General features: G+C 66.5%; 17 protein-coding genes. 3 read left to right on the forward strand and 14 right to left on the reverse strand.

What is annotated here, in order from left to right; translation table 11 throughout:
* Positions 1–36: 36 nt before the first annotated feature.
* Complete coding sequence (locus tag KY496_RS05425; RefSeq protein ID WP_219864148.1) at positions 37–2,850, reverse strand: EAL domain-containing protein; 2,814 nt, start codon at positions 2,848–2,850, stop codon at positions 37–39.
* A gap of 102 nt (positions 2,851–2,952) precedes the next feature.
* Between KY496_RS05425 and KY496_RS05430 the strand changes: the two genes are divergently transcribed.
* The gene (locus KY496_RS05430; RefSeq protein WP_005670771.1) at positions 2,953–3,453 is read left to right on the forward strand and encodes a MarR family winged helix-turn-helix transcriptional regulator; all 501 of its coding nucleotides are present in this window, start codon (positions 2,953–2,955) and stop codon (positions 3,451–3,453) included.
* A gap of 3 nt (positions 3,454–3,456) precedes the next feature.
* Here the strand turns inward: KY496_RS05430 and KY496_RS05435 are convergent, their stop codons facing one another.
* Complete coding sequence (locus KY496_RS05435) at positions 3,457–4,578, reverse strand: YbdK family carboxylate-amine ligase (RefSeq protein ID WP_005670770.1); 1,122 nt, start codon at positions 4,576–4,578, stop codon at positions 3,457–3,459.
* Positions 4,565–5,794 (reverse strand): cation:proton antiporter, encoded by a 1,230-nt coding sequence (locus tag KY496_RS05440; protein ID WP_005670768.1) that lies wholly within the window; start codon positions 5,792–5,794, stop codon positions 4,565–4,567. The genes KY496_RS05435 and KY496_RS05440 overlap by 14 nt, the downstream gene beginning before the upstream one ends.
* 420 nt (positions 5,795–6,214) lie before the next feature.
* Here KY496_RS05440 and KY496_RS05445 point away from each other — a divergent pair, with 420 nt between their 5' ends.
* Complete coding sequence (locus KY496_RS05445) at positions 6,215–6,931, forward strand: ZIP family metal transporter (protein ID WP_229409926.1); 717 nt, start codon at positions 6,215–6,217, stop codon at positions 6,929–6,931.
* Here KY496_RS05445 and KY496_RS05450 read toward each other — a convergent pair.
* From KY496_RS05450 to cyoA, 8 genes are read right to left on the reverse strand one after another with little or no spacing between them, the layout of a single operon-like run.
* Positions 6,928–7,356, reverse strand: a complete 429-nt coding sequence (locus tag KY496_RS05450) for a cytochrome c family protein (protein WP_229520433.1) — start codon at positions 7,354–7,356, stop codon at positions 6,928–6,930. The two genes, KY496_RS05445 and KY496_RS05450, sit on opposite strands and share 4 nt — an antisense overlap.
* Positions 7,357–7,896, reverse strand: a complete 540-nt coding sequence (locus KY496_RS05455; RefSeq protein WP_005670764.1) for a response regulator transcription factor — start codon at positions 7,894–7,896, stop codon at positions 7,357–7,359.
* Positions 7,883–9,238: an ATP-binding protein gene (locus KY496_RS05460; RefSeq protein ID WP_005670761.1), complete on the reverse strand. Its 1,356-nt coding sequence runs from the start codon at positions 9,236–9,238 to the stop codon at positions 7,883–7,885. The genes KY496_RS05455 and KY496_RS05460 overlap by 14 nt, the downstream gene beginning before the upstream one ends.
* A gap of 58 nt (positions 9,239–9,296) precedes the next feature.
* Positions 9,297–10,109 carry an SURF1 family protein gene (locus KY496_RS05465; protein WP_219864149.1) on the reverse strand — a complete coding sequence of 271 codons (813 nt, stop codon included), beginning with the start codon at positions 10,107–10,109 and terminating at the stop codon, positions 9,297–9,299.
* Entirely contained in the window at positions 10,109–10,486 is a 378-nt protein-coding gene (cyoD, locus tag KY496_RS05470) for a cytochrome o ubiquinol oxidase subunit IV (protein ID WP_005670758.1), read from the reverse strand. The genes KY496_RS05465 and cyoD overlap by 1 nt, the downstream gene beginning before the upstream one ends.
* Positions 10,483–11,121, reverse strand: coding sequence for a cytochrome o ubiquinol oxidase subunit III (gene cyoC, locus KY496_RS05475; RefSeq protein ID WP_005670756.1), 639 nt, complete (start codon positions 11,119–11,121; stop codon positions 10,483–10,485). Before cyoC ends, cyoD begins: the two co-directional genes overlap by 4 nt.
* Positions 11,114–13,123, reverse strand: coding sequence for a cytochrome o ubiquinol oxidase subunit I (gene cyoB, locus KY496_RS05480; protein ID WP_005670755.1), 2,010 nt, complete (start codon positions 13,121–13,123; stop codon positions 11,114–11,116). The genes cyoC and cyoB overlap by 8 nt, the downstream gene beginning before the upstream one ends.
* 2 nt (positions 13,124–13,125) lie before the next feature.
* Positions 13,126–14,133 carry a ubiquinol oxidase subunit II gene (gene cyoA / locus KY496_RS05485; protein WP_005670754.1) on the reverse strand — a complete coding sequence of 336 codons (1,008 nt, stop codon included), beginning with the start codon at positions 14,131–14,133 and terminating at the stop codon, positions 13,126–13,128.
* Positions 14,134–14,277: 144 nt separating this feature from the next.
* Here cyoA and KY496_RS05490 point away from each other — a divergent pair, with 144 nt between their 5' ends.
* Positions 14,278–15,621, forward strand: coding sequence for an MFS transporter (locus KY496_RS05490; RefSeq protein WP_219864150.1), 1,344 nt, complete (start codon positions 14,278–14,280; stop codon positions 15,619–15,621).
* A 78-nt stretch (positions 15,622–15,699) separates the two neighbouring features.
* Here KY496_RS05490 and KY496_RS05495 read toward each other — a convergent pair whose 3' ends face one another.
* From KY496_RS05495 to KY496_RS05505, 3 genes are all read right to left on the reverse strand, one after another.
* Positions 15,700–16,422 (reverse strand): hypothetical protein, encoded by a 723-nt coding sequence (locus KY496_RS05495; RefSeq protein WP_219864151.1) that lies wholly within the window; start codon positions 16,420–16,422, stop codon positions 15,700–15,702.
* A gap of 37 nt (positions 16,423–16,459) precedes the next feature.
* Positions 16,460–17,176 (reverse strand): SDR family oxidoreductase, encoded by a 717-nt coding sequence (locus tag KY496_RS05500; protein WP_219865058.1) that lies wholly within the window; start codon positions 17,174–17,176, stop codon positions 16,460–16,462.
* Positions 17,177–17,276: 100 nt separating this feature from the next.
* Positions 17,277–17,867: a TetR/AcrR family transcriptional regulator gene (locus KY496_RS05505; protein ID WP_219864152.1), complete on the reverse strand. Its 591-nt coding sequence runs from the start codon at positions 17,865–17,867 to the stop codon at positions 17,277–17,279.
* Positions 17,868–17,907: the final 40 nt, after the last annotated feature.

Raw genomic sequence — 17,907 nt, forward strand, 5'->3', positions numbered from 1 at the left:
CCGCGACGGCACGGGACGCGCGCTGACGCGAGCGGCCTAGGCGGTGCTGGCAGCCGGCTCCACCCTCCCCGCGCGCAGCAGCGCCTCGACCCGCGTGGCCGGCTGCGGCCGGCTGTAGACGTGGCCCTGGACCTCGTCGCAGCCGCAGCCGCGCAGGTAGTCGAGCTGCTCGATCGTCTCCACCCCTTCGGCGATCACCTGCATGCGCAGGCCGTGCGCCAGCGAGATGATGGCGTCGACCAGGGCCGCGCCGTCCGGGTTGCCCACGATGTCCTGCACGAAGGAGCGGTCGATCTTGAGCACGTCCACCGGCAGGCGCTTGAGGTATTGCAGGCTCGAATAGCCGGTGCCGAAATCGTCGATGGACAGCTTGACGCCCATGCGCTTGAGGCATTCCATGGTGCGGATGGCGGCGTCGGCGTCGGCCATCATCATGCTTTCGGTCAGCTCGATCTCGAGCGAAGCCGGCGCCAGCCCGGTCTCGACCAGCACCTGGGCCACGGTGTCGACCAGGTCCGGCTCGGCGAACTGGCGCGCCGACAGGTTGACCGCGATGCGCAGCGGCCCCAGGCCGGCGCGCTGCCAGCGCCGGTTCTGGCGGCAGGCGGTGCGCAGCACCCAGGCGCCGATCGGCACGATCAGGCCGGTCTCTTCGGCCAGGGCGATGAAGCGGTCGGGGCGCACCGTGCCCAGCAGCGGATGGCGCCAGCGGATCAGCGCCTCGTTGCCGACCACGCAGCCGGTGGCCAGGTCGACCTGCGGCTGGAAATGCAGCTCGAACTGGTCTTCCTGCAGCGCATGGCGCAGCGCGCTCTCCAGGGCCAGGCGGTCGAAGGCCTGGGCGTTCATGTGCGGCGCGTAGAACTGCACGCCGTTGCGGCCGATGGCCTTGGCGCGGTACATCGCGATCTCGGCGTGCTTGACCAGGGTGTCGGCGTCCAGCCCGTCGACCGGGAACGCCGCCACGCCGGCGCTGCAGCTGAGCACCAGGCGCTGGCCGGCCAGGTGGATCGGTTCGCCCACCGCCTCGCGCACCTGCTGGATGCGGACCGCGGCCTGGCGCTCGTCGGCCACGCCGACCAGCACCAGCACGAAGTCGTCGCCGCCGACCCGGGCCGCGGTGTCCACCGGCCGCAGCGCGCCCTTGATGCGCGCCGCGAGCATGCGCAGCGCCTCGTCGCCGGCGCGCCGGCCGAGGGTGTCGTTGATCAGCTTGAAGTGGTCGAAGTCGAGCAGCACGGTCCATACCGGCATGCCGCCGGCGTTGGCCGTGGCGCGCTCGATGCGGTCGGACAGCAAGGACCGGTTGGCGAGGCCGGTGAGCGTGTCGTAGTGGGCATGGCGTTCGAGCTCGGCTTCGTAGCGCTTGGCGGTGGTGACGTCGTAGACGGTGACCACGAAATGCCCGGCCTGGCCGTCGGCGCGGCGCACCGGCGCCACGTAGACGTCGCTGATCAGCTCCACCCCGTCGCGGGTGTGGGCCGTGATCAGCGCGTGTTCCTCGCGCTGCTGATGCAGCGCGCGCCGCAGTTCTTCCACTGACGGCTGGTCGGCGTCCAGGCCGGCGAGCAGCTTGAGGGGCTGGCCGGCCAGTTCGCGCGCCGGATAGCCGAAGGTGCGCTCGCAGGCCGGGTTGGCGTATTCGATCGGGTAGCCCGGCTGTTGTGCGTCGACCAGCAGGATCGGATTGGCGCTGGCCTCCATCGCGCGCTCGTACAGCCGCAGCGAGCCGGTCGCGCGCTCGAGCGCCGCGGTGCGCTGCTCGACCAGGGCCTCGATGCGGCGCGTACGCGCCACCCGCTGCTGCACCAGGCCGGCGGCGGCGAAACTCAGGATCAGCCCCAGCACCATGGCCACCAGCTCGGCCATGTGGTTGCCCAGCGCCAGCGGTTGTTCCTCGACCACCACCTGCCATGGACTGCCGGCGATCTCGAACTCTTCCACGTGGCGCAGGCTCATGCCGTCCAGCAGGCGCTCCCACCAACCCTCCGGAGTGGCCAGGCTGCCGTGCTGGTAGGCGGTGACCAGGTTGCCGAGGGCGTCGGGACCGCGCAGCGACAGCGCGAAATTGTCGTCGTCCAGCAGGCGCACCGATTCCAGGGTGCCGCCCACCAGCTGGGCGACGTCGATCACCACCTCGGTGGTGCCGACCACGGCCGCGCGCCGCTCCGGCGGCGCCAAAGGCTGGGTGCCGGGCCGGTAAACCGGCAGGAGGATCAGGATCCCGTGGCGGGTGCCGCCGCCCTGCAGCAAGTCGACGATGGGGCTGGCGGCCGGCTCGCCGGTGTCGATCGCACGTTGGGTATACACCCGTTGCGGCGCGTTGGACCAGGTGTCGTAGCCGAAGATGACCTCATTGCCGACGATCGGCGCCACGTAGTCGTTCACCAGGTAGCGCCAGCGCATGCTTGCCCGAACCAGAACGGACGCGCCGGTCTTGAGGCGTTCGCGGATCTCGAAGCCGGGCCAGAACGCGCGCCGCTCGGCCTCGAAGGCGGCCCGCTCGCCATGGCTGACGAAGCGCTGGAACACCAGCGCCTGCAGGTAGCCGTGGCGCGCCACCAGCGGCTGGGCGAAGGCGTCGAACTCGGCGCGCGTGATCTCGGTCGAGGCGCGGAAGAACAGGTTGACGGCGCGCGCGGCGTCGGTGGCCTCGGCGAAGGCGCGGGTGACGGCCGCGACCCGCACCACGGCGCGCTGGTCGAATTCGGCATGGGCACGGTCGTATTCCATCTTGCGCACGGTGCCGCACAGCAGCGACGTGAGCACCAGGCCGAGCAGGCAGGTGCCTATCGCGGCCCGAGACAGGCCGCGTTCCGGAACACCAGGGCTGGCGGATGCGTTGCGCATGAATCGATGCTAGCGCAGAACAGCGGTTTAGGGTGAATCCCGGACCCAAAAAAACGGTGCGGCCGGCCCCGCTATGCGGCCTGTTGCATTATCATCTCGCCCATGCCGCACGAACCCCATCCAGAATCCCTGCCCGCACCCAGCGACGCCCCGCCGCAGCGCGTGCTGCGTCAGTTTCGTATCGTCTTCAATGCCGTCAAGACGCATTTTCGCCAGCTCGAGCGCGACGCCGGCCTGGGCGGGGCCCAGGTCTGGGCGCTGTCGGTGATCGAGAGCCAGCCGGGCATCGGCGCCACCAGCCTGGGGCGCGCGATGGACATCCACCAGTCGACCGCCAGCAACCTGGTGCGCGGCCTGGTCGAGCGCGGCTATGTGGCGGCGGCGCGCGAAGGCGCGGACCGGCGCAACGTCGCGCTGCGCATCTTGCCGGCCGGTCAGGAAGTGCTGCGCCGCGTCCCCGGCCCGGCGGCCGGTGTGCTGCCGAGCGCGCTGGCGACGCTGGATGAAGCGACCCTATTGCGCCTGGAACAGGACCTGGCGACCCTCATCGCCCGCCTGGATGCGGATGAGGCGGCGGGCAAGATCCCGCTGAGCCAATCCTAGCGTCTACACCTCGCCGCGGAATTTCCCTAGCGCCAGATTGACCATCGCTTCCACGCTGCCCTCGTGCTCATGCACGATGCGCAGCTGTTCGGCGTCGCCGACCGCCTTCGTCACCCGGGCCAGATGGGCCAGCGCGGCGCTGGAGCCGAGCTGCTCGGCATGCGCGGCAATGCGCGCCAGGGTGGCCAGGATATCGTCGCGCAGGCTAACTTGCTGGTGCTCCTGCGGCAGCACGATATTGCCGTCCAGCCCGAAGCGGCAGGCCTGGAAGCGGTTGTAGTTGTAGACCAGGTAATCGTCCTCGCGCGGCGGCGCTTCGTCACCCGCCAGCAGGTAGCTGCACAGGGCTTGCAGGTAGGCCGCCAGGGCCGCGGCATGCTCGACCGTGAGCGGGGTGTCGCAGACGCGCAGCTCGATGGTGCCGTATTCCGGCTTGGGGCGCAGGTCCCAGTAGAAGTCCTTCATGCTGCGCACGATGCCGGTGTCTTCCATGCGCTTGAAGTAATCGCGCTCGAAGTCCTCCCACTTCAGCAGGAATGGCGCGCGGCCCGACAGCGGGAAGGCGAACACCGAATTCAGGCGCGAGGAGTGGAACTGGGTGTCGCTGCCCTGCAGGAAGGGCGACGAGGCCGACAGCGCGATGAAGTGCGGGATGTAGCGGTTCAGCGCGTGCAGCAGGAACAGGGCGTTGTCGCCGCTGCCGCAACCGATGTGCACGTGCTGGCCGAACACGGTGAACTGCTTGGCCAGGTAGCCGTACAGCGCCGACACTTCGCGAAAACGCGGCTTTTCGTAGATGCGGCGCTCGGTCCATTGCTGGAACGGATGGGTGCCGCCGCCGCACACGCCCACGTTCAGGCGGTCGCCCGCGCGCAGCAGGGTGTCGCGGATCAGGCGCAGCTCGTCCACCAGCGGCGCGTAGCCGGTGTGGATGCTGCTGTTAATCTCGATCATGCTCTCGGTGATCTCGGGCGTGACGGCGCCCGGGAAAGGCGCGCGCGCCAGCAGGTCGAGCATGTCCGGCGAGGCCGGGGCCAGGTCGAAATCCGACAGGCCGACGAGCTGCAACTCCAGCTCGACGCCCATGGTCAGCGGTTCCGAGCGCGCAAATTCAGGCAGCGGCATCCTTGTCCTCCTTCACGACATTCTTAGATTTGGCAAAGCCCGACTCGCGCGCGCCGGTCAGCGCGATCTGGGTCAGGATCGGCGCCAGCACCTCGAGAATCATGGCCATTGCGGCCAGCGGCGCCAGCGGCGCCAGGGTGTCGAACAGGTCGACGCCCGAGCGCCGGGTCTGCTCGATCAGGATGATGGCGAACACCGTCAGCGGCATGATCGCCACCCCGGTCAGCGCGCCCTTGCGCGCCGAAATGCCCGACACCCGCGCGGTGGCGGTGCAGACCGCCACTTTCACCAGCGCGCGCACCAGCAGCAGCAACAGGCCCAGCATCAGGCCTTCGGCGGTCGGCTGCCAGGCGATGGTGGTGGCGACAAAGAAGAACAGCAGCACGGTGAGCAGGTCGCCCAGGGCGCCGAAATTGCGCTGGGCCGGGCTCAGGGTGACGCGGCGGTGGCGCGCCACCAGGCCGAAGGTCAGCGCCGCCAGCACCGGCGACAGTTTCAGCACATGGGTGATCGCCACCAGCAGGAACACGAACACCGCGAACGTCAGGGTCGAATTGCTGCGCACGTGGCCGGCCACGCGCTGCCACAGCGGCAGCAGCCAGCCCAGCGCCGCGCCCAGGCCACTGGATGCCGCCAGCACCACCAGGCCGGTCCAGCTGGCGTGGACCACGTCGCCCGAGGTCTGGAACACGCCGAAGCCCACCGTCACGTTGAACACGAACACGGCCAGCACGCAGTTCAGCGCGGTCAGGTGCATGGCGCGCTCGGTCACCTGGCCCCCGCCGCCCTGCTCGTTGACGATGCGCAGCAGGCCGGCCGGCGAGCTGGCCATGGCCAGGGCCGCCAGCAGGCAGGCCGGCAGCACGGCGAGGCCGCAGATGCGCGAGACGTAATACACCGCGGCCCAGGTCAGGCCGGCTTCCAGCACCGAGGTGAGCAGCAGCCAGGGATTGGTGCGCAGCCAGCGCAGGTTGATGCGGTAGCCGAGCTCGAACAGCATCAGGCCGAAACCGAGGTTGGCCAGCATCATGAAATTGTCGGCCTGGGCCGGGGGCAGATAGCCGCTCGACAGGTTGCCGAACACGAAGCCGCACAAGCCATAGATGGAAATACGCGGCACGTTGGCCCAGCGGTACAGCAGTTCGCCCGTCATCCAGGCCAGCGTCAGCGCCAGCGGCCAGGCCAGCGCATGCGTGAGTGAAAGCAGCTCGCTCATCCAATCCTCCGGTGGGACGCGCCAACCGGCGGCAGGGAGCCGCGCAGGCACGATGGTCCGATTCGGCGCGGGGAGCGCCAGACGCGGCAGATGTGGGAACGCTGCGCCGCGTATCGAAAAATGCCCCCCGACGGACGCGGGGGGCGAAAAGAAACGGGTTGAGCCGCCTCATCGCTGATCGGGCATCCGGACGCTACCGGTTGCCACACAGCTATACTGCACGAAAAATATAATCGTGGCAACCCTATTTGTGCGAATGTACAGACAGGCGATAGGCGACCCTACCCGCCGGTCAAGGTGGGAATCCCTTTGTTCAGTCGTTCGTGCGCACCATATGTGCGCGAAAATATTATCATGGATGAAATATTTGGAGGTGCTTTGGAGACATTGCCGGGGTGGCTACAGGCAGGATGCTGGGGATTGCTGGCGGGCGCCGCCCTGCTCCTGGGCGCCTTCATCGGCGTGCGTTTCAAGGTGCCGCAACGGCTGGTCGCGGCCGTCATGGCCTTCGGCAGCGGCGTGCTGATCTCGGCCCTGTCGTTCGAATTGATGGACGAGGCGATCGAGACCGGCGGTTTCGCTTCCACCGCGGGCGGCTTCCTGCTCGGCGCCCTGTTCTACACCGCCGCGAACTGGTGGCTGGCGCGAAAAGGCGCACGCCATCGCAAACGCTCGGCGGCGCGCCTGACGGTCGCGCGGCAGGAAGGCAGCGGCGCCGCCCTCGCCGTCGGCGCCCTGCTCGACGGCATCCCGGAATCGATCGTGATCGGCTTGTCGCTGCTGGGCGGCAAAGGCGTCAGCGTGGCGGTGGTCGCGGCGGTGTTCCTGTCCAACCTGCCGGAAGGCCTGTCGAGCGCATCCGGCATGCGCCATGCGGGCCGCTCGGCGGCCCATATCTATGGTGTCTGGACCGGCATCGCGGTGGCGTCGGGGCTGGCGTCCCTGCTCGGCTACACGGTGTTTCACCGCTTTCCGCCCGAAATGCTGGCCGCGACCACCGCCGTGGCCGCCGGCGGCGTGCTGGCAATGGTGGTCGACACCATGATTCCCGAAGCGTTCGACGAGACCCATGACTTCGCCGGCCTGATCGTGGCCGCCGGCTTTCTCGCCGCGTTCGCGCTCAGCAAGCTGGGCTAGCGGCCCTCGCGACTGCCCTGCGTGGCCAGGTAGGCGACGATGTCGCTTGCCTGTTGTTCGCTCATGAAGTTCATGAAGCGCATCTTGTTGCCGGGCACCACCGCCTCCGAATCGCGAATGAACGCGGCCAGGTTGCGTTCGTCCCACACCAGCGTCGACGCCTTCAGCGCCGGCGAATAAGCATAGCCGGCCACGCCGCCCGCCTCGCGGCCCAGTACGCCATTGAGTTGCGGACCGAAGATATTGACCGCGTTCGGCCCGACCTGGTGGCAGCCGGCGCAGCGCGCGAACAGTTTGCGTCCGGCCTCGATCCGGGCCGGTGACGGCGCGCCGGCGGCAGCCACGCTTGCATCGGCTGCGGTATCGCTGCGGCCACAGCCGCCCAGGGCGAGCACCAGGCCCAGCATGGCCATGGGGGTACGCACCTACTTGACCCGCTGCTTTTCGAGCTTGCGCGCCAGCGTGCGTCGGTGCATGCCCAGGCGCCGCGCCGCCTCCGAGATATTGAAATCGGTCTCGGCCAGCACCGCGTGAATGCGCTCCCACTCCAGCGTCTTGATCGAGGTCGAGCGATTGGTGACCTCGACGTCGGTGCTGCCGGCCACGTGGCCGAAAGCGGCTTCGATGTCGTCGGCGTCGGACGGCTTGGCCAGGTATTGCACGGCGCCCAGCTTGATCGCCTCGACCGCGGTGGCGATGCTGGCGAAGCCCGTCAGCACCACGATCAGCATGTCCGGGTCGTGCTCGTGCAGCAGCTGCACGCAGGCCAGGCCCGAGGTATTGCCCTTGAGTTTCAGGTCGACCACGGCGTAGCCGGGGTTGTGGTGGGCCAGCAGGGCTTGCGCCTCGTCGTGGCCCGTGGCGCCCAGCACGCGGTAGCCGCGCCGCTCGAAGGAGCGGCTCAGGGTGCGGGCGAAGGCTTCGTCGTCTTCGATGATGAGCAGCAGCGGCTCAGGATTCTGCATCGTCTGTTTCCTCTAGTTCGATCGCGGCCAGGGGCAGGCGCACGGACACCTCGGCCCCGCCGCCTTCGTCGTGGCGCCGGTTGCGCGCCGTGACCGTGCCGCCGAGCTTGCGCACGACGTTCACCGCCAGGAACAGCCCCAGCCCGCCGCCGGGCTTGCCCTTGGTCGAGTGATACGGCTTGCCGAAGTGGGCCAGCATGCTGGGCGCGAAGCCCGGGCCGCGGTCGAACACGGTCAGCACCAGCGTGCGCTCGTCGATGTGGGCGTCCATATAGACCCAGTCGGGCGAGGCCTCGAGTGCGTTGTCGAGCAGGTTGTCGACCGTCTGGCGCAGCGCCGAGTCGCTCGCCACCGGCAGGTCTTCGGCGATCCGGTTATTGTAGATGAAGGTGCGCACGTGACGGCTGGCCTCCCACCCTTCGGCCAGCTCGTCGAGGAAGCGGCTGACCGTGGTGCGTTCGGCCGACTCGCCGCGCGCCTCGCCGGCCGACAGCAGGATGCCGCTGACGATGGCCTTGCAGCGCTTGAGCTGGGTCTGCATCTCGGTCAGCTCTTCGAGCAGTTCGGGGTCGTCGCGGAAGGCCGGCATGCGCTTCCAGTCGCCCAGGATCACCGAGACCGTCGACAGCGGCGTGCCCAGCTCGTGGGCGGCGCCGCTGGCGAGCAGGCCCATGCGCACGATATGTTCCTCCTCGGCCGCGCGCTGGCGCAGCGCGGCCAGCTGGGTCGCCTTGTCGCGCACATTGTCCGAGATGCGCGAGATGAACATCACCAGCAGCGCGGCGTTGAGCGCGAAGCACACCAGCAGGCCCTGCACATACAGGCTGCCGATGCCGCGCGCATGGTCGAACGGCAGCGCGAGCGGCTGGGCGTAGATGGCCAGGCCTGCCATGCAGGCGATCGTGACCAGCACGATGCTCCAGGTCCACAGCACGTCGAGCAGCACGGCCGAGACGATCACCTGCAGCAGGTAGAGGAAGGCGAACGGATTGGTGGTGCCGCCCGACAGGTACAGCAGCACGGTGAGGCTGGAGACGTCGACCAGGATCGCCAGGAACATCTCGCCGTTCGACACCGGGCGCCGCTCGTGCCAGCGCAGGTGGCTGGCGACGTTGAAGGCGATCAGGCAGGCCAGCACCTGCAGCATGTGCACCAGCGGCAGCTCGATGCGGAAGATCAGGATCGCCGAGGCGATGGTGGTGATCTGGCCGATGACGGCGATCCAGCGCAGCTCGATCAGCTGCAGCATGTTCTTGTGGCCGGCCGCGAACTCGACGTTGGCGGCGGCGGCGGACGGCGACGAGCGCGCCGCCCTGGCGAAGAAATCCAGCGGAGATTGCATCAAAACCCGTTATATCTGAGCTGCGGTCCGTGCGGCGGTTCGGCGTGCGCCGGCCGCCTCAATCGTCGGTGGCGCCGCGCTTGGCCTCGTAGCGGGCGACCCACCACGTGGCGGCGGCCACCATCAGGGCCAGAGCATACCAAGTGAGCGCGTAGACGAGGTGATTATTTGGGAAAGAAATCACGGTCAGGCCGCCGACCGCCGTTTCCGGCGCGTCCTTCGGGTCCTGGCCCTTGCCGGCGTCGACGAAGAACGGCGCGACCTTCGCGGGGTCGAGGCCGCGCGCGGCGGCGATGGCGCCGACTTCGCGCGCATACCAGCGGTTGTTGACGGGGTCGTTGTCGCGCAGGAAACCGCTTTTCGGTTCGGCGATGCGCAGCAGGCCGGTGACCGCGACCGGCGTGCCAGCGGCGGCCGCGCACGGGTCGCCAGCGGCCTTGTTGGGCGGGTACTGCTGCGCGATATTGCCGCTCGACGGGATGAAACCGCGGTTGATGAGAACGATGTGGCCCTCTTCCGTGCAGAACGGCGTGAGCAGCCAGAAACCGGCGCCGAGCTCGGACAGCGCTTGCACCGGTGTGGTCAATTCGTAGAGATAGCGGCCCGACAGGCGTATGCGCCGGTATTCATCGGACTCGCGTGAGACTTGCGGCCATTGCGACGCCAGGGGCGGCGCAACGGGATCCGCATGAACGCGTGCGTCGACGCGTTCGATCAGGTCCAGTTTCCATTGCAGGCGAAACACCTGCCAGGTCCCCAGACCGGCAAACAGCACGAACAGCAGCAGGGCCGCCACCGCCAGGGCGCGCCGCGCGAAGGCGGAGCGCTGAGGATGCGCCGGCGCCGCCGGCTGTTCGTGCACTGCTGCCATTAGGTCATGTCGTGGGTGCTGTTCGGACCCATGCCAGGCATCATATTCGAATTCATATGATGCATGACCCAGATTGAACCGGCCAGCACGATGACCAGGATGACGATGGTCAGGATGGCGGCCATCATGTTCCAGCCGCCTTCCGACTTCGAGTTGAGGTGCAGGAAGTACATCATCTGCACGATCAGCTGCACGCCGGCGAAGGCCAGGATGACCCACTTGGTGGTCTCTGGCGCCAGCACGTTGCCCATCACCAGCCAGAACGGAATGATCGTCAGGATCGCCGACAGGGCGAAGCCGATCATGTAGTCCTTGGCGCTGTAGTGCGTCACGTAGACGTCGTGGCCATGATGGCCGTGGTCGTGGTGGTCGCTCATGGCAGGACTCCCATCAGGTAGACAAAGGTGAAGACGAAGATCCAGATCAGGTCCAGGAAGTGCCAGAACAGCGACAGGCACGACAGGCGACGGAAGTTCTCCGGGGTCAGGCCGTGTTTGCCCAACTGGAAGAACAGGGTCACCAGCCAGATGAAGCCGAAGGTCACGTGCAGGCCGTGGGTGCCGACCAGCGCGAAGAACGCGGTCAGGAAGCCCGAACGCTGCGGACCGGCGCCCATGTGGATCAGGTGCTGGAACTCATAGATTTCCACGCACAGGAAGGCCAGGCCCAGGATGCCGGTCACGACCAGCCACATGCGGGTCTTGGCCAGGTTCTTCGCTTGCGCGGCGATCATGGCGAAGCCGAAGGTCAGCGACGACACCAGCAGGAACGCGGTGTTCAGCGCGATCAGCGGCAGCTCGAACAGCTCGGCGCCGGTCGGACCGCCGGCGTACGAGCGGCCTTGCACCGCGTAGGTCGCGAACAGGGACGCGAAGATGAGGCAGTCGCTCATCAGGTAGAGCCAGAAGCCCAGCAGCGTGCCCTGCTCCGGGTGGTGGTCGCGGACGAAGTAACGTCCGCTCACGTCGTCGGCGACGCTGCCGCCGGTTACAGTTGCTTTAAGTTCAGACATGGCTTTCCAGCATACGGGTGCGCTCTGCTTCAGTACGGGCCACTTCTTCGGCCGGAATGTAGTAGTCGCGCTTGTAGTTGAAGGTATGGATGATGATCGCGGCCATCATGACGACGAAGGAAGCCACGGTCAGCGCCCACATGTGCCAGATGATGCCGAAGCCGACCACGCACGAGATCGCGGAGATCACGAAACCGGCGCCGGTGTTCTTCGGCATGTGGATCGCCACGAAGTCCTTCAGAGGACGACGATAGCCGTTCTTCTTCATGTCGGCGAAGGTGTCGTTGTCATGCACCACCGGGGTGAACGCGAAGTTGTAGTCCGGCGGGGGCGACGAGGTCGACCATTCCAGCGTACGGCCTTCCCACGGATCACCGGTGAAGTCACGCAGGCGAGCGGTGTTGCGGTCACGGAAGCTGACATAGACCTGCATCAGCAGCGCGGCGATACCACCAGCGATCATCAGGGTGCCCACGAACGAGATCTGGAACAGCCACTGCACCGAAGGATCGTCGAAATGGCTGACGCGACGGGTGTAGCCCATGAAGCCCAGGATGTACGGCGGGGTGAACGCGACCCAGAAGCCGATCGACCACAGCCAGAACGAGACCAGGCCCCAGAAACGGTCCAGCTTGTAGCCGAAGGCTTTCGGGAACCAGTAGTTGATACCGGCGAAGATACCGAACACGACACCGCCGATGATGACGTTGTGGAAGTGCGCGATCAGGAACAGCGAGTTGTGCAGCACGAAGTCGGCCGCCGGGATGGCCAGCATGACGCCGGTCATACCGCCAATCACGAAGGTCAGCATGAACGACACGGTCCACATCATCGGCAGTTCGAAGCGGATACGGCCGCGGTACATGGTGAACAGCCAGTTGAAGATCTTGGCGCCGGTCGGGATCGAGATGATCATCGTCGTGATGCCGAAGAACGCGTTGACGCTGGCGCCCGAACCCATGGTGAAGAAGTGGTGCAGCCACACCAGGTACGACAGGACCATGATGACGCAGGTCGCGTACACCATCGAGGTGTAGCCGAACAGGCGCTTGCCGCAGAAGGTCGAGACGACTTCGGAGAAGATACCGAAGGCCGGCAGGATCAGGATGTAGACTTCCGGGTGACCCCAGATCCAGATCAGGTTGACGTACATCATCGGGTTGCCGCCACGGTCGCTCGTGAAGAACGCGGTGTCGAGCAGGCGGTCCATGCCCAGCATGGCCAGCACGGCGGTCAGGATCGGGAAGGTGACCACGATCAGGATGTTGGTGCACAGCGAGGTCCAGGTGAAGACTGGCATCTTCATCAGGTCCATGCCCGGCGCACGCATCTTGATGATGGTGACGATCAGGTTGACGCCCGACAGGGTCGTGCCGACACCCGCGATCTGCAGCGCCCAGATGTAGTAGTCGACGCCGACACCCGGACTTGCCAGGATGCCCGACAGCGGCGGATACGCCAGCCAGCCGGTGCGTGCGAACTCACCCACGAACAGCGATGCCATGATCAGCACGGCGCCCATGGTGGTCATCCAGAACGAGAAGTTGTTCAGGAACGGGAAGGCCACGTCGCGCGCGCCGATCTGCAGCGGCACCACGTAGTTCATCAGGCCCGTCACGAACGGCATCGCCACGAAGAAGATCATGATCACGCCGTGGGCGGTGAAGATCTGGTCGTAGTGGTGCGGCGGCAGGAAGCCGGCGTTGTCGCCGAAGGCGATCGCCTGCTGGGCGCGCATCATCAGGGCGTCGGCGAAGCCGCGCAGCAGCATGATCAGGCCCAGGATCATGTACATGATCCCGATTTTCTTGTGGTCGATACTGGTGATCCAGTCCTTCCACAGGGTGCCCCACAGGCGGAAGTACGACAGGATGGCCACGAGGGCCAGGCCGCCGACGATCACGCCTGCGAAGGTAGCGATCAGAATCGGCTCATGGAGCGGGATCGCGTCCCAGCCCAGCCGACCGAAGATGAACTTCGTCAAGTCGAATGATTCTTGCATGATTACTTCATCAAGGTATTAATAGGAGCGACGCACATTTCCAGCGCTTCCGCCAACTGCGACTTCCCGCCCTGCGATTGCTGGCGGATGGCGGCGGCCATCTGGTTGCGCTTCTCGTCTTCGTGCATCTGCTGGTTCATGCACATGCTGCCTTCCGCCACGCAGCGGTTGACGACACGGTTGAACAGCGCCGGCTCGACCTGGCCATAGTGGCGCACAGGCTCCTTGGCGGTCGGCTTTTCCAGCACCAGGTAGTCGGCGCGATCGAGGACGGCCGGATTGGCCTTCATTTCCTGCACCCAGGTGTTGAACTCTTCGTTGGTGACGCCTTTATAGGCGAACTTCATGTGCGAGAAACCGTCGCCGCTGAAGTTGGCCGACAGGCCGCGGTAGTCACCGGTCTTGTTCAGGACCGCGTTCAGTTCCGTCTCCATGCCCGGCATCGCATAGATCATGCCGGCCAGGGTCGGGATATAGAAGGTGTTCATCACGGTCGAAGCGGTGATCTTGAAGCGCACCGGGGTGTCGATCGGGGTCACCAGCTGGTTGACCGAGGCGATGCCCTGCTCCGGATAGATGAACAGCCATTTCCAGTCCAGCGCCACGACCTGCACTTCGAGCGGCTTGGTCGATGCCGGGATCGGACGGTGTTCGTCCAGGCGTTCGAGCGGACGGTAAGGATCGAGCTTGTGGGTGCTGACCCAGGTGATCAGGCCAAGGACGATGATGATCAGGAGCGGAGCGCCCCAGATGATGAGCTCGAGCTTGGTCGAGTGGTCCCAATCGGGTTCGTACTTCGCGTTGGCGTTCTTGCGATAGCGCCAGGCGAACAGGACAGTCAGGATCATCACAGGGACGATGATCAACAACATCAGCACAACCGATATGGTGATCAGATCGGCCTGCTGCTTCGCAATATCGCCGGTGGGATTCATGACGACCGTGTTGCAGCCGGCCAGCGCTGCAAGCGGAAGTAATGGGAGTCCGCGGCGGACAATTTTAGGAATCATGCTAGGTATCTAACGTTACATGGAAGGAGAACATGCTACTGTAATGCCAACGGTCGCCGAAGAACATTGGACACATTGTCCCACCTTTGCCGAAATGTAATTTCAACAACAGTGGCGACCGTCGACTTCTCTGGAGAACACAATATGCAAAGCACGACGACGTACGGCGGCGCAGGGGCCGCTCCAATCACACACCCGCACAGCGGGGCTCGCAACATCAATGCCAGGGATGCCCACGTCAGTCCCGGCGACATCGCCGTCGGCGTGGTCATCGGCCGTGCGGCGGAATACTTCGAGTTCTTCACGTACGCAATCGCGTCGGCGCTCGTCTTCCCTGCCATTTTCTTCCCATGGGCCGACCGGCTCGACGCCACGCTGTATTCCTTCGCCATCTTCGCCCTCGCCTTCATCGCACGCCCGATCGGCACGGTCGTGTTCATGGCGATCCAGAAGCGCTGGAGCCGCGACATGAAACTCGGCATCTCGCTGCTCATGATGGGTACCAGCACCGTCGTCATCGCCATGCTCCCGAGCTATAGTGAAATCGGCGCCACCGCGATCATCCTGCTGGCGGCCCTGCGTATCGCCCAGGGTTTCGCCCAGGGCGGTTCGTGGGATGGGCTGCCGTCGCTGCTGGCGCTCAGCGCACCCGAGAACAAGCGCGGATGGTACGCGATGCTCGGACAATTGAGCGCACCGCTTGGCTTCGTGATCGCGGCCGGCATCTTCGCCTTCCTGATCACCTATACGGCCGAAGAAGACTTCCTGACCTGGGGCTGGCGCTTCCCGTTCTTCGTGGCCTTCGCCATCAACGTGGTCGGCACCTTCGCCCGCCTGCGCCTGGCCAGCACGCCCGAGTACTCGCGCCTGCTCGACTCGCATCACCTCGATCCAGCCCCGGTCGGCGAACTGGTGAGCAAGCAAGGCAGCAATATCGCCATCGGCGCCATGGCTGCCCTGGCCAGCTACGCCCTGTTCCACCTGGTGACCGTGTTCCCGCTGTCGTGGATCCAGCTCTACGATACCCGTCCGATGGACGAGTTCCTGCACATCCAGATGTGGGGCGCCGGTCTCGCAGCGGTCGCCATGCTGATCTCGGGCATCGTCGCCGACAAGCTCGGTCGCCGCACCACCCTCGGCACCGCGGCGGCGCTGATCGCCCTGTATTCGGCCTCGATCCCGTTCCTGATCAATAGCGGCACCGGCGGCCAGAACGCCTTCATCCTGATCGGCTTCACCCTGCTGGGCTTCTCCTACGGCCAGGCGGCGGGCGCGACCACCTCGAACTTCCAGAAGGGTTTCCGCTACACCGGCGCGGCCCTGACGTCCGACCTGGCATGGCTGGTCGGCGCGGCCTTCGCACCGCTGGTCGCCCTCGGCCTGTCGGCCCACTTCGGCCTGGGCTACGTCAGCCTGTACCTGCTGTCGGGCGCGGTCGTCTCGCTGGCGGCGCTGAGCCTGAACCGCAAGCTGGAGATTCGCGACTGATGCCTGTCGCTTGACGTGATATGACGGCGGCCCTGCGGGGCCGTCGTTTTTTTATGGGGGGGCGCATCGCGGGGCGACTCAGTCGCGCGCCGTACGCCATTCCTGGGGATTGGCCGGCTGCTCGTGTTCGTGGCCGCAGTTGGTGATCCGCTGCTTGCCGTGCTCTTCGATCATGTCGATGCTGGTGGCCGGCGAGCGCTCCGTGATGCAATAGATGCCGAGGGCCGTCAGGACGCGAAAACGGCGCGCCCCATCGCCGCCATCGTTGACCAGTTCGACGATCTTGGGCGCCTCGTACCACTTGTTCGGCGCCAGCGCGGCGGCTTCCCTGAACTTGTTCGCCATGCGGATCTGCGGGCTGTCCGGCGGCGCGACGATGGTCGGCTTGCTGTCCTTGCGCACGGCGCGGTCCATGGCGCCGGCGTCGCGCATGGCTTGTTCGATCATCTGGCGCGCAGCGCCGGCAGCCGGCTCGGTAGTCGGCGCCGGCGCAGCCACGGCCTCGGCCGGAACGGGGGCCGCAATGGCTTCTCGTGCCGGCGCAGGCGGCGCGGAAGATGCCATGGGTCGTGGCGCGGCATGCGCGCGCGGCCGGTCAGGGATGATTTCGGCCACCACCGCCTCGGGCAGGCGCGGCGCCACCCGTACCCACTGGACGAACTCGGGTTCGGGCTGCACGGGCAGCCGCATCTTGCGCGCCTGCTGCCAGCCGGCCACCAGCGCCGCATGGAGCAACAGCGTGAGGGCAAGGCCCTCCAGGCGGCTGTTCGCATCGTGGCGCGGTGGTCGGGTTCGGGGCATATGGCCCGAGTATACCCGGCGCCGGACCGTGCATTACTCACGCATTGTTGCGCCTGACCTCTTCGGTGTAGATGCCTGGAACGCGCGACAGCCCGGCCTTCACCGTCTGCGTGAGTTCGTCGATCATGACTTCGTCCGCGCCCGCTTCCAGCGCCGCAAAGCCGCGGTCCACCACGGTGGCCGGGGCCAGCTTGGGCAATGCAATGTCGCGCGTCAGGTCGGTGTCGATGAAGCCGACATGCAGAGCCAGCACCTGCGTGCCCTGCCCGCGCAGCTCGTTGCGCAGCGCATTGGTCAATCCCCAGGCCGCCGACTTCGAGACCCCATAGGCTGCCAGCGCAGGCGAGCTGATCCAGCTAGCCACCGACAGCACGTTCAGTATGGCGCCGCCGCCATTGCGGCCCAGCACGGGCGCGAAAGCCCGGCTCATGCCCAGGATGCCGAACACGTTCGTCTCCAGCATCGCCCGCAGCGAATCCTCGACGCCGTCCGCCAGCACCTGCTGGAAATGGGCGATGCCGGCGTTGTTGATGACCAGGCCGACGTCGCCCAGCTCGCGCGCCGCCGCCGCCACGCTGCCTGGATCCGTGACGTCGAGCCGGACCGGGGTGACGCCGGCCAGGGTGACACTGGCGGGATCGCGCCCCCCCGCATAGACCTTCCTGGCGCCGCGCGCGAGCGCCTGGCGCGCGAATTCGAGGCCCAGGCCACGGTTGGCGCCGGTGACGAGGACGGTGGCATTGTCGAGTTGCATGGCTATCCCTTTCTGGTCGGTGGCGTCATCGAATATGACGATCATCATATTCTAGTCCAGAAAAATGGGCTGCGTACTGACAGGGCTGGATTTGGCGACGCTAGCGCAGGTACTGGGCCAGCAAGGCTTGCCGGCTGGCCGCCAGCATCGCACCGCCCTGCGGGTCGGGGCCGAAGGTGCGCGCGATCTGCAGGGCGCCGACCATCGCGCCGGCCAACGCCAGGGCCTGGCCAGCGGCGTCGGTGCGCCCTTCTTCTTCCAGCGCCGCCTGGACCTGCCGCACCAGCCTCTCGATACGGCTGCGCGCGACCTCGCGCAGCGGCGCTTCCTGGCGCGCCATTTCCGAGCCGAGCGCGCCGACCACGCAGCCCAGGCCCGACTCACGGGCAGCCAGGTGTTCTTCGGACAGGTAGGCCGTGACCAGCGCGGCCAGCGGGCTGGCACCGTCCGCGCGCAAGGCAGCTGTGCGGCGATCGAGATTGTCCGTGGACGCCGCATCGGCATGCTCGAGCGCCTCGACCAGCAGCGCCTCGCGCGAGTCGAAGTGGGCATAGAAGCCGCCGTGGGTCAGGCCGGCGCCCTTCATGACGTCGGCCACGCCGACGCCCGCGAAACCGTTGCGCCGCAGCGCGCGCGCCGCGACCTCGAGGATGCGCTGATGGGTTTGTTCCCGTTTGGAGGGGATGGTCATGCCGTACTTGCAGGGATGGGATGATCTTTATCCTACGACC

The sequence above is a fragment of the Massilia sp. NP310 genome, assembly GCF_019443485.1.
Lineage (GTDB): Bacteria > Pseudomonadota > Gammaproteobacteria > Burkholderiales > Burkholderiaceae_D > Telluria > Telluria timonae.

Excerpts from the sequence above, each read along its gene's own strand:
- KY496_RS05435 (WP_005670770.1), bottom strand. The coding sequence starts at position 4,578 with ATGCCGCTGCCTGAATTTGCGCGCTCGGAACCGCTGACCATGGGCGTC.
- KY496_RS05495 (WP_219864151.1), bottom strand. The coding sequence starts at position 16,422 with ATGCCCCGAACCCGACCACCGCGCCACGATGCGAACAGCCGCCTGGAG.
- KY496_RS05500 (WP_219865058.1), bottom strand. The coding sequence starts at position 17,176 with ATGCAACTCGACAATGCCACCGTCCTCGTCACCGGCGCCAACCGTGGC.
- KY496_RS05465 (WP_219864149.1), bottom strand. The coding sequence starts at position 10,109 with ATGGCAGCAGTGCACGAACAGCCGGCGGCGCCGGCGCATCCTCAGCGC.
- KY496_RS05430 (WP_005670771.1), top strand. The coding sequence starts at position 2,953 with ATGCCGCACGAACCCCATCCAGAATCCCTGCCCGCACCCAGCGACGCC.
- KY496_RS05440 (WP_005670768.1), bottom strand. The coding sequence starts at position 5,794 with ATGAGCGAGCTGCTTTCACTCACGCATGCGCTGGCCTGGCCGCTGGCG.
- KY496_RS05490 (WP_219864150.1), top strand. The coding sequence starts at position 14,278 with ATGCAAAGCACGACGACGTACGGCGGCGCAGGGGCCGCTCCAATCACA.
- cyoD (WP_005670758.1), bottom strand. The coding sequence starts at position 10,486 with ATGAGCGACCACCACGACCACGGCCATCATGGCCACGACGTCTACGTG.
- KY496_RS05505 (WP_219864152.1), bottom strand. The coding sequence starts at position 17,867 with ATGACCATCCCCTCCAAACGGGAACAAACCCATCAGCGCATCCTCGAG.
- KY496_RS05425 (WP_219864148.1), bottom strand. The coding sequence starts at position 2,850 with ATGCGCAACGCATCCGCCAGCCCTGGTGTTCCGGAACGCGGCCTGTCT.
- KY496_RS05460 (WP_005670761.1), bottom strand. The coding sequence starts at position 9,238 with ATGCAATCTCCGCTGGATTTCTTCGCCAGGGCGGCGCGCTCGTCGCCG.
- cyoC (WP_005670756.1), bottom strand. The coding sequence starts at position 11,121 with ATGTCTGAACTTAAAGCAACTGTAACCGGCGGCAGCGTCGCCGACGAC.
- KY496_RS05455 (WP_005670764.1), bottom strand. The coding sequence starts at position 7,896 with ATGCAGAATCCTGAGCCGCTGCTGCTCATCATCGAAGACGACGAAGCC.
- cyoA (WP_005670754.1), bottom strand. The coding sequence starts at position 14,133 with ATGATTCCTAAAATTGTCCGCCGCGGACTCCCATTACTTCCGCTTGCA.
- cyoB (WP_005670755.1), bottom strand. The coding sequence starts at position 13,123 with ATGCAAGAATCATTCGACTTGACGAAGTTCATCTTCGGTCGGCTGGGC.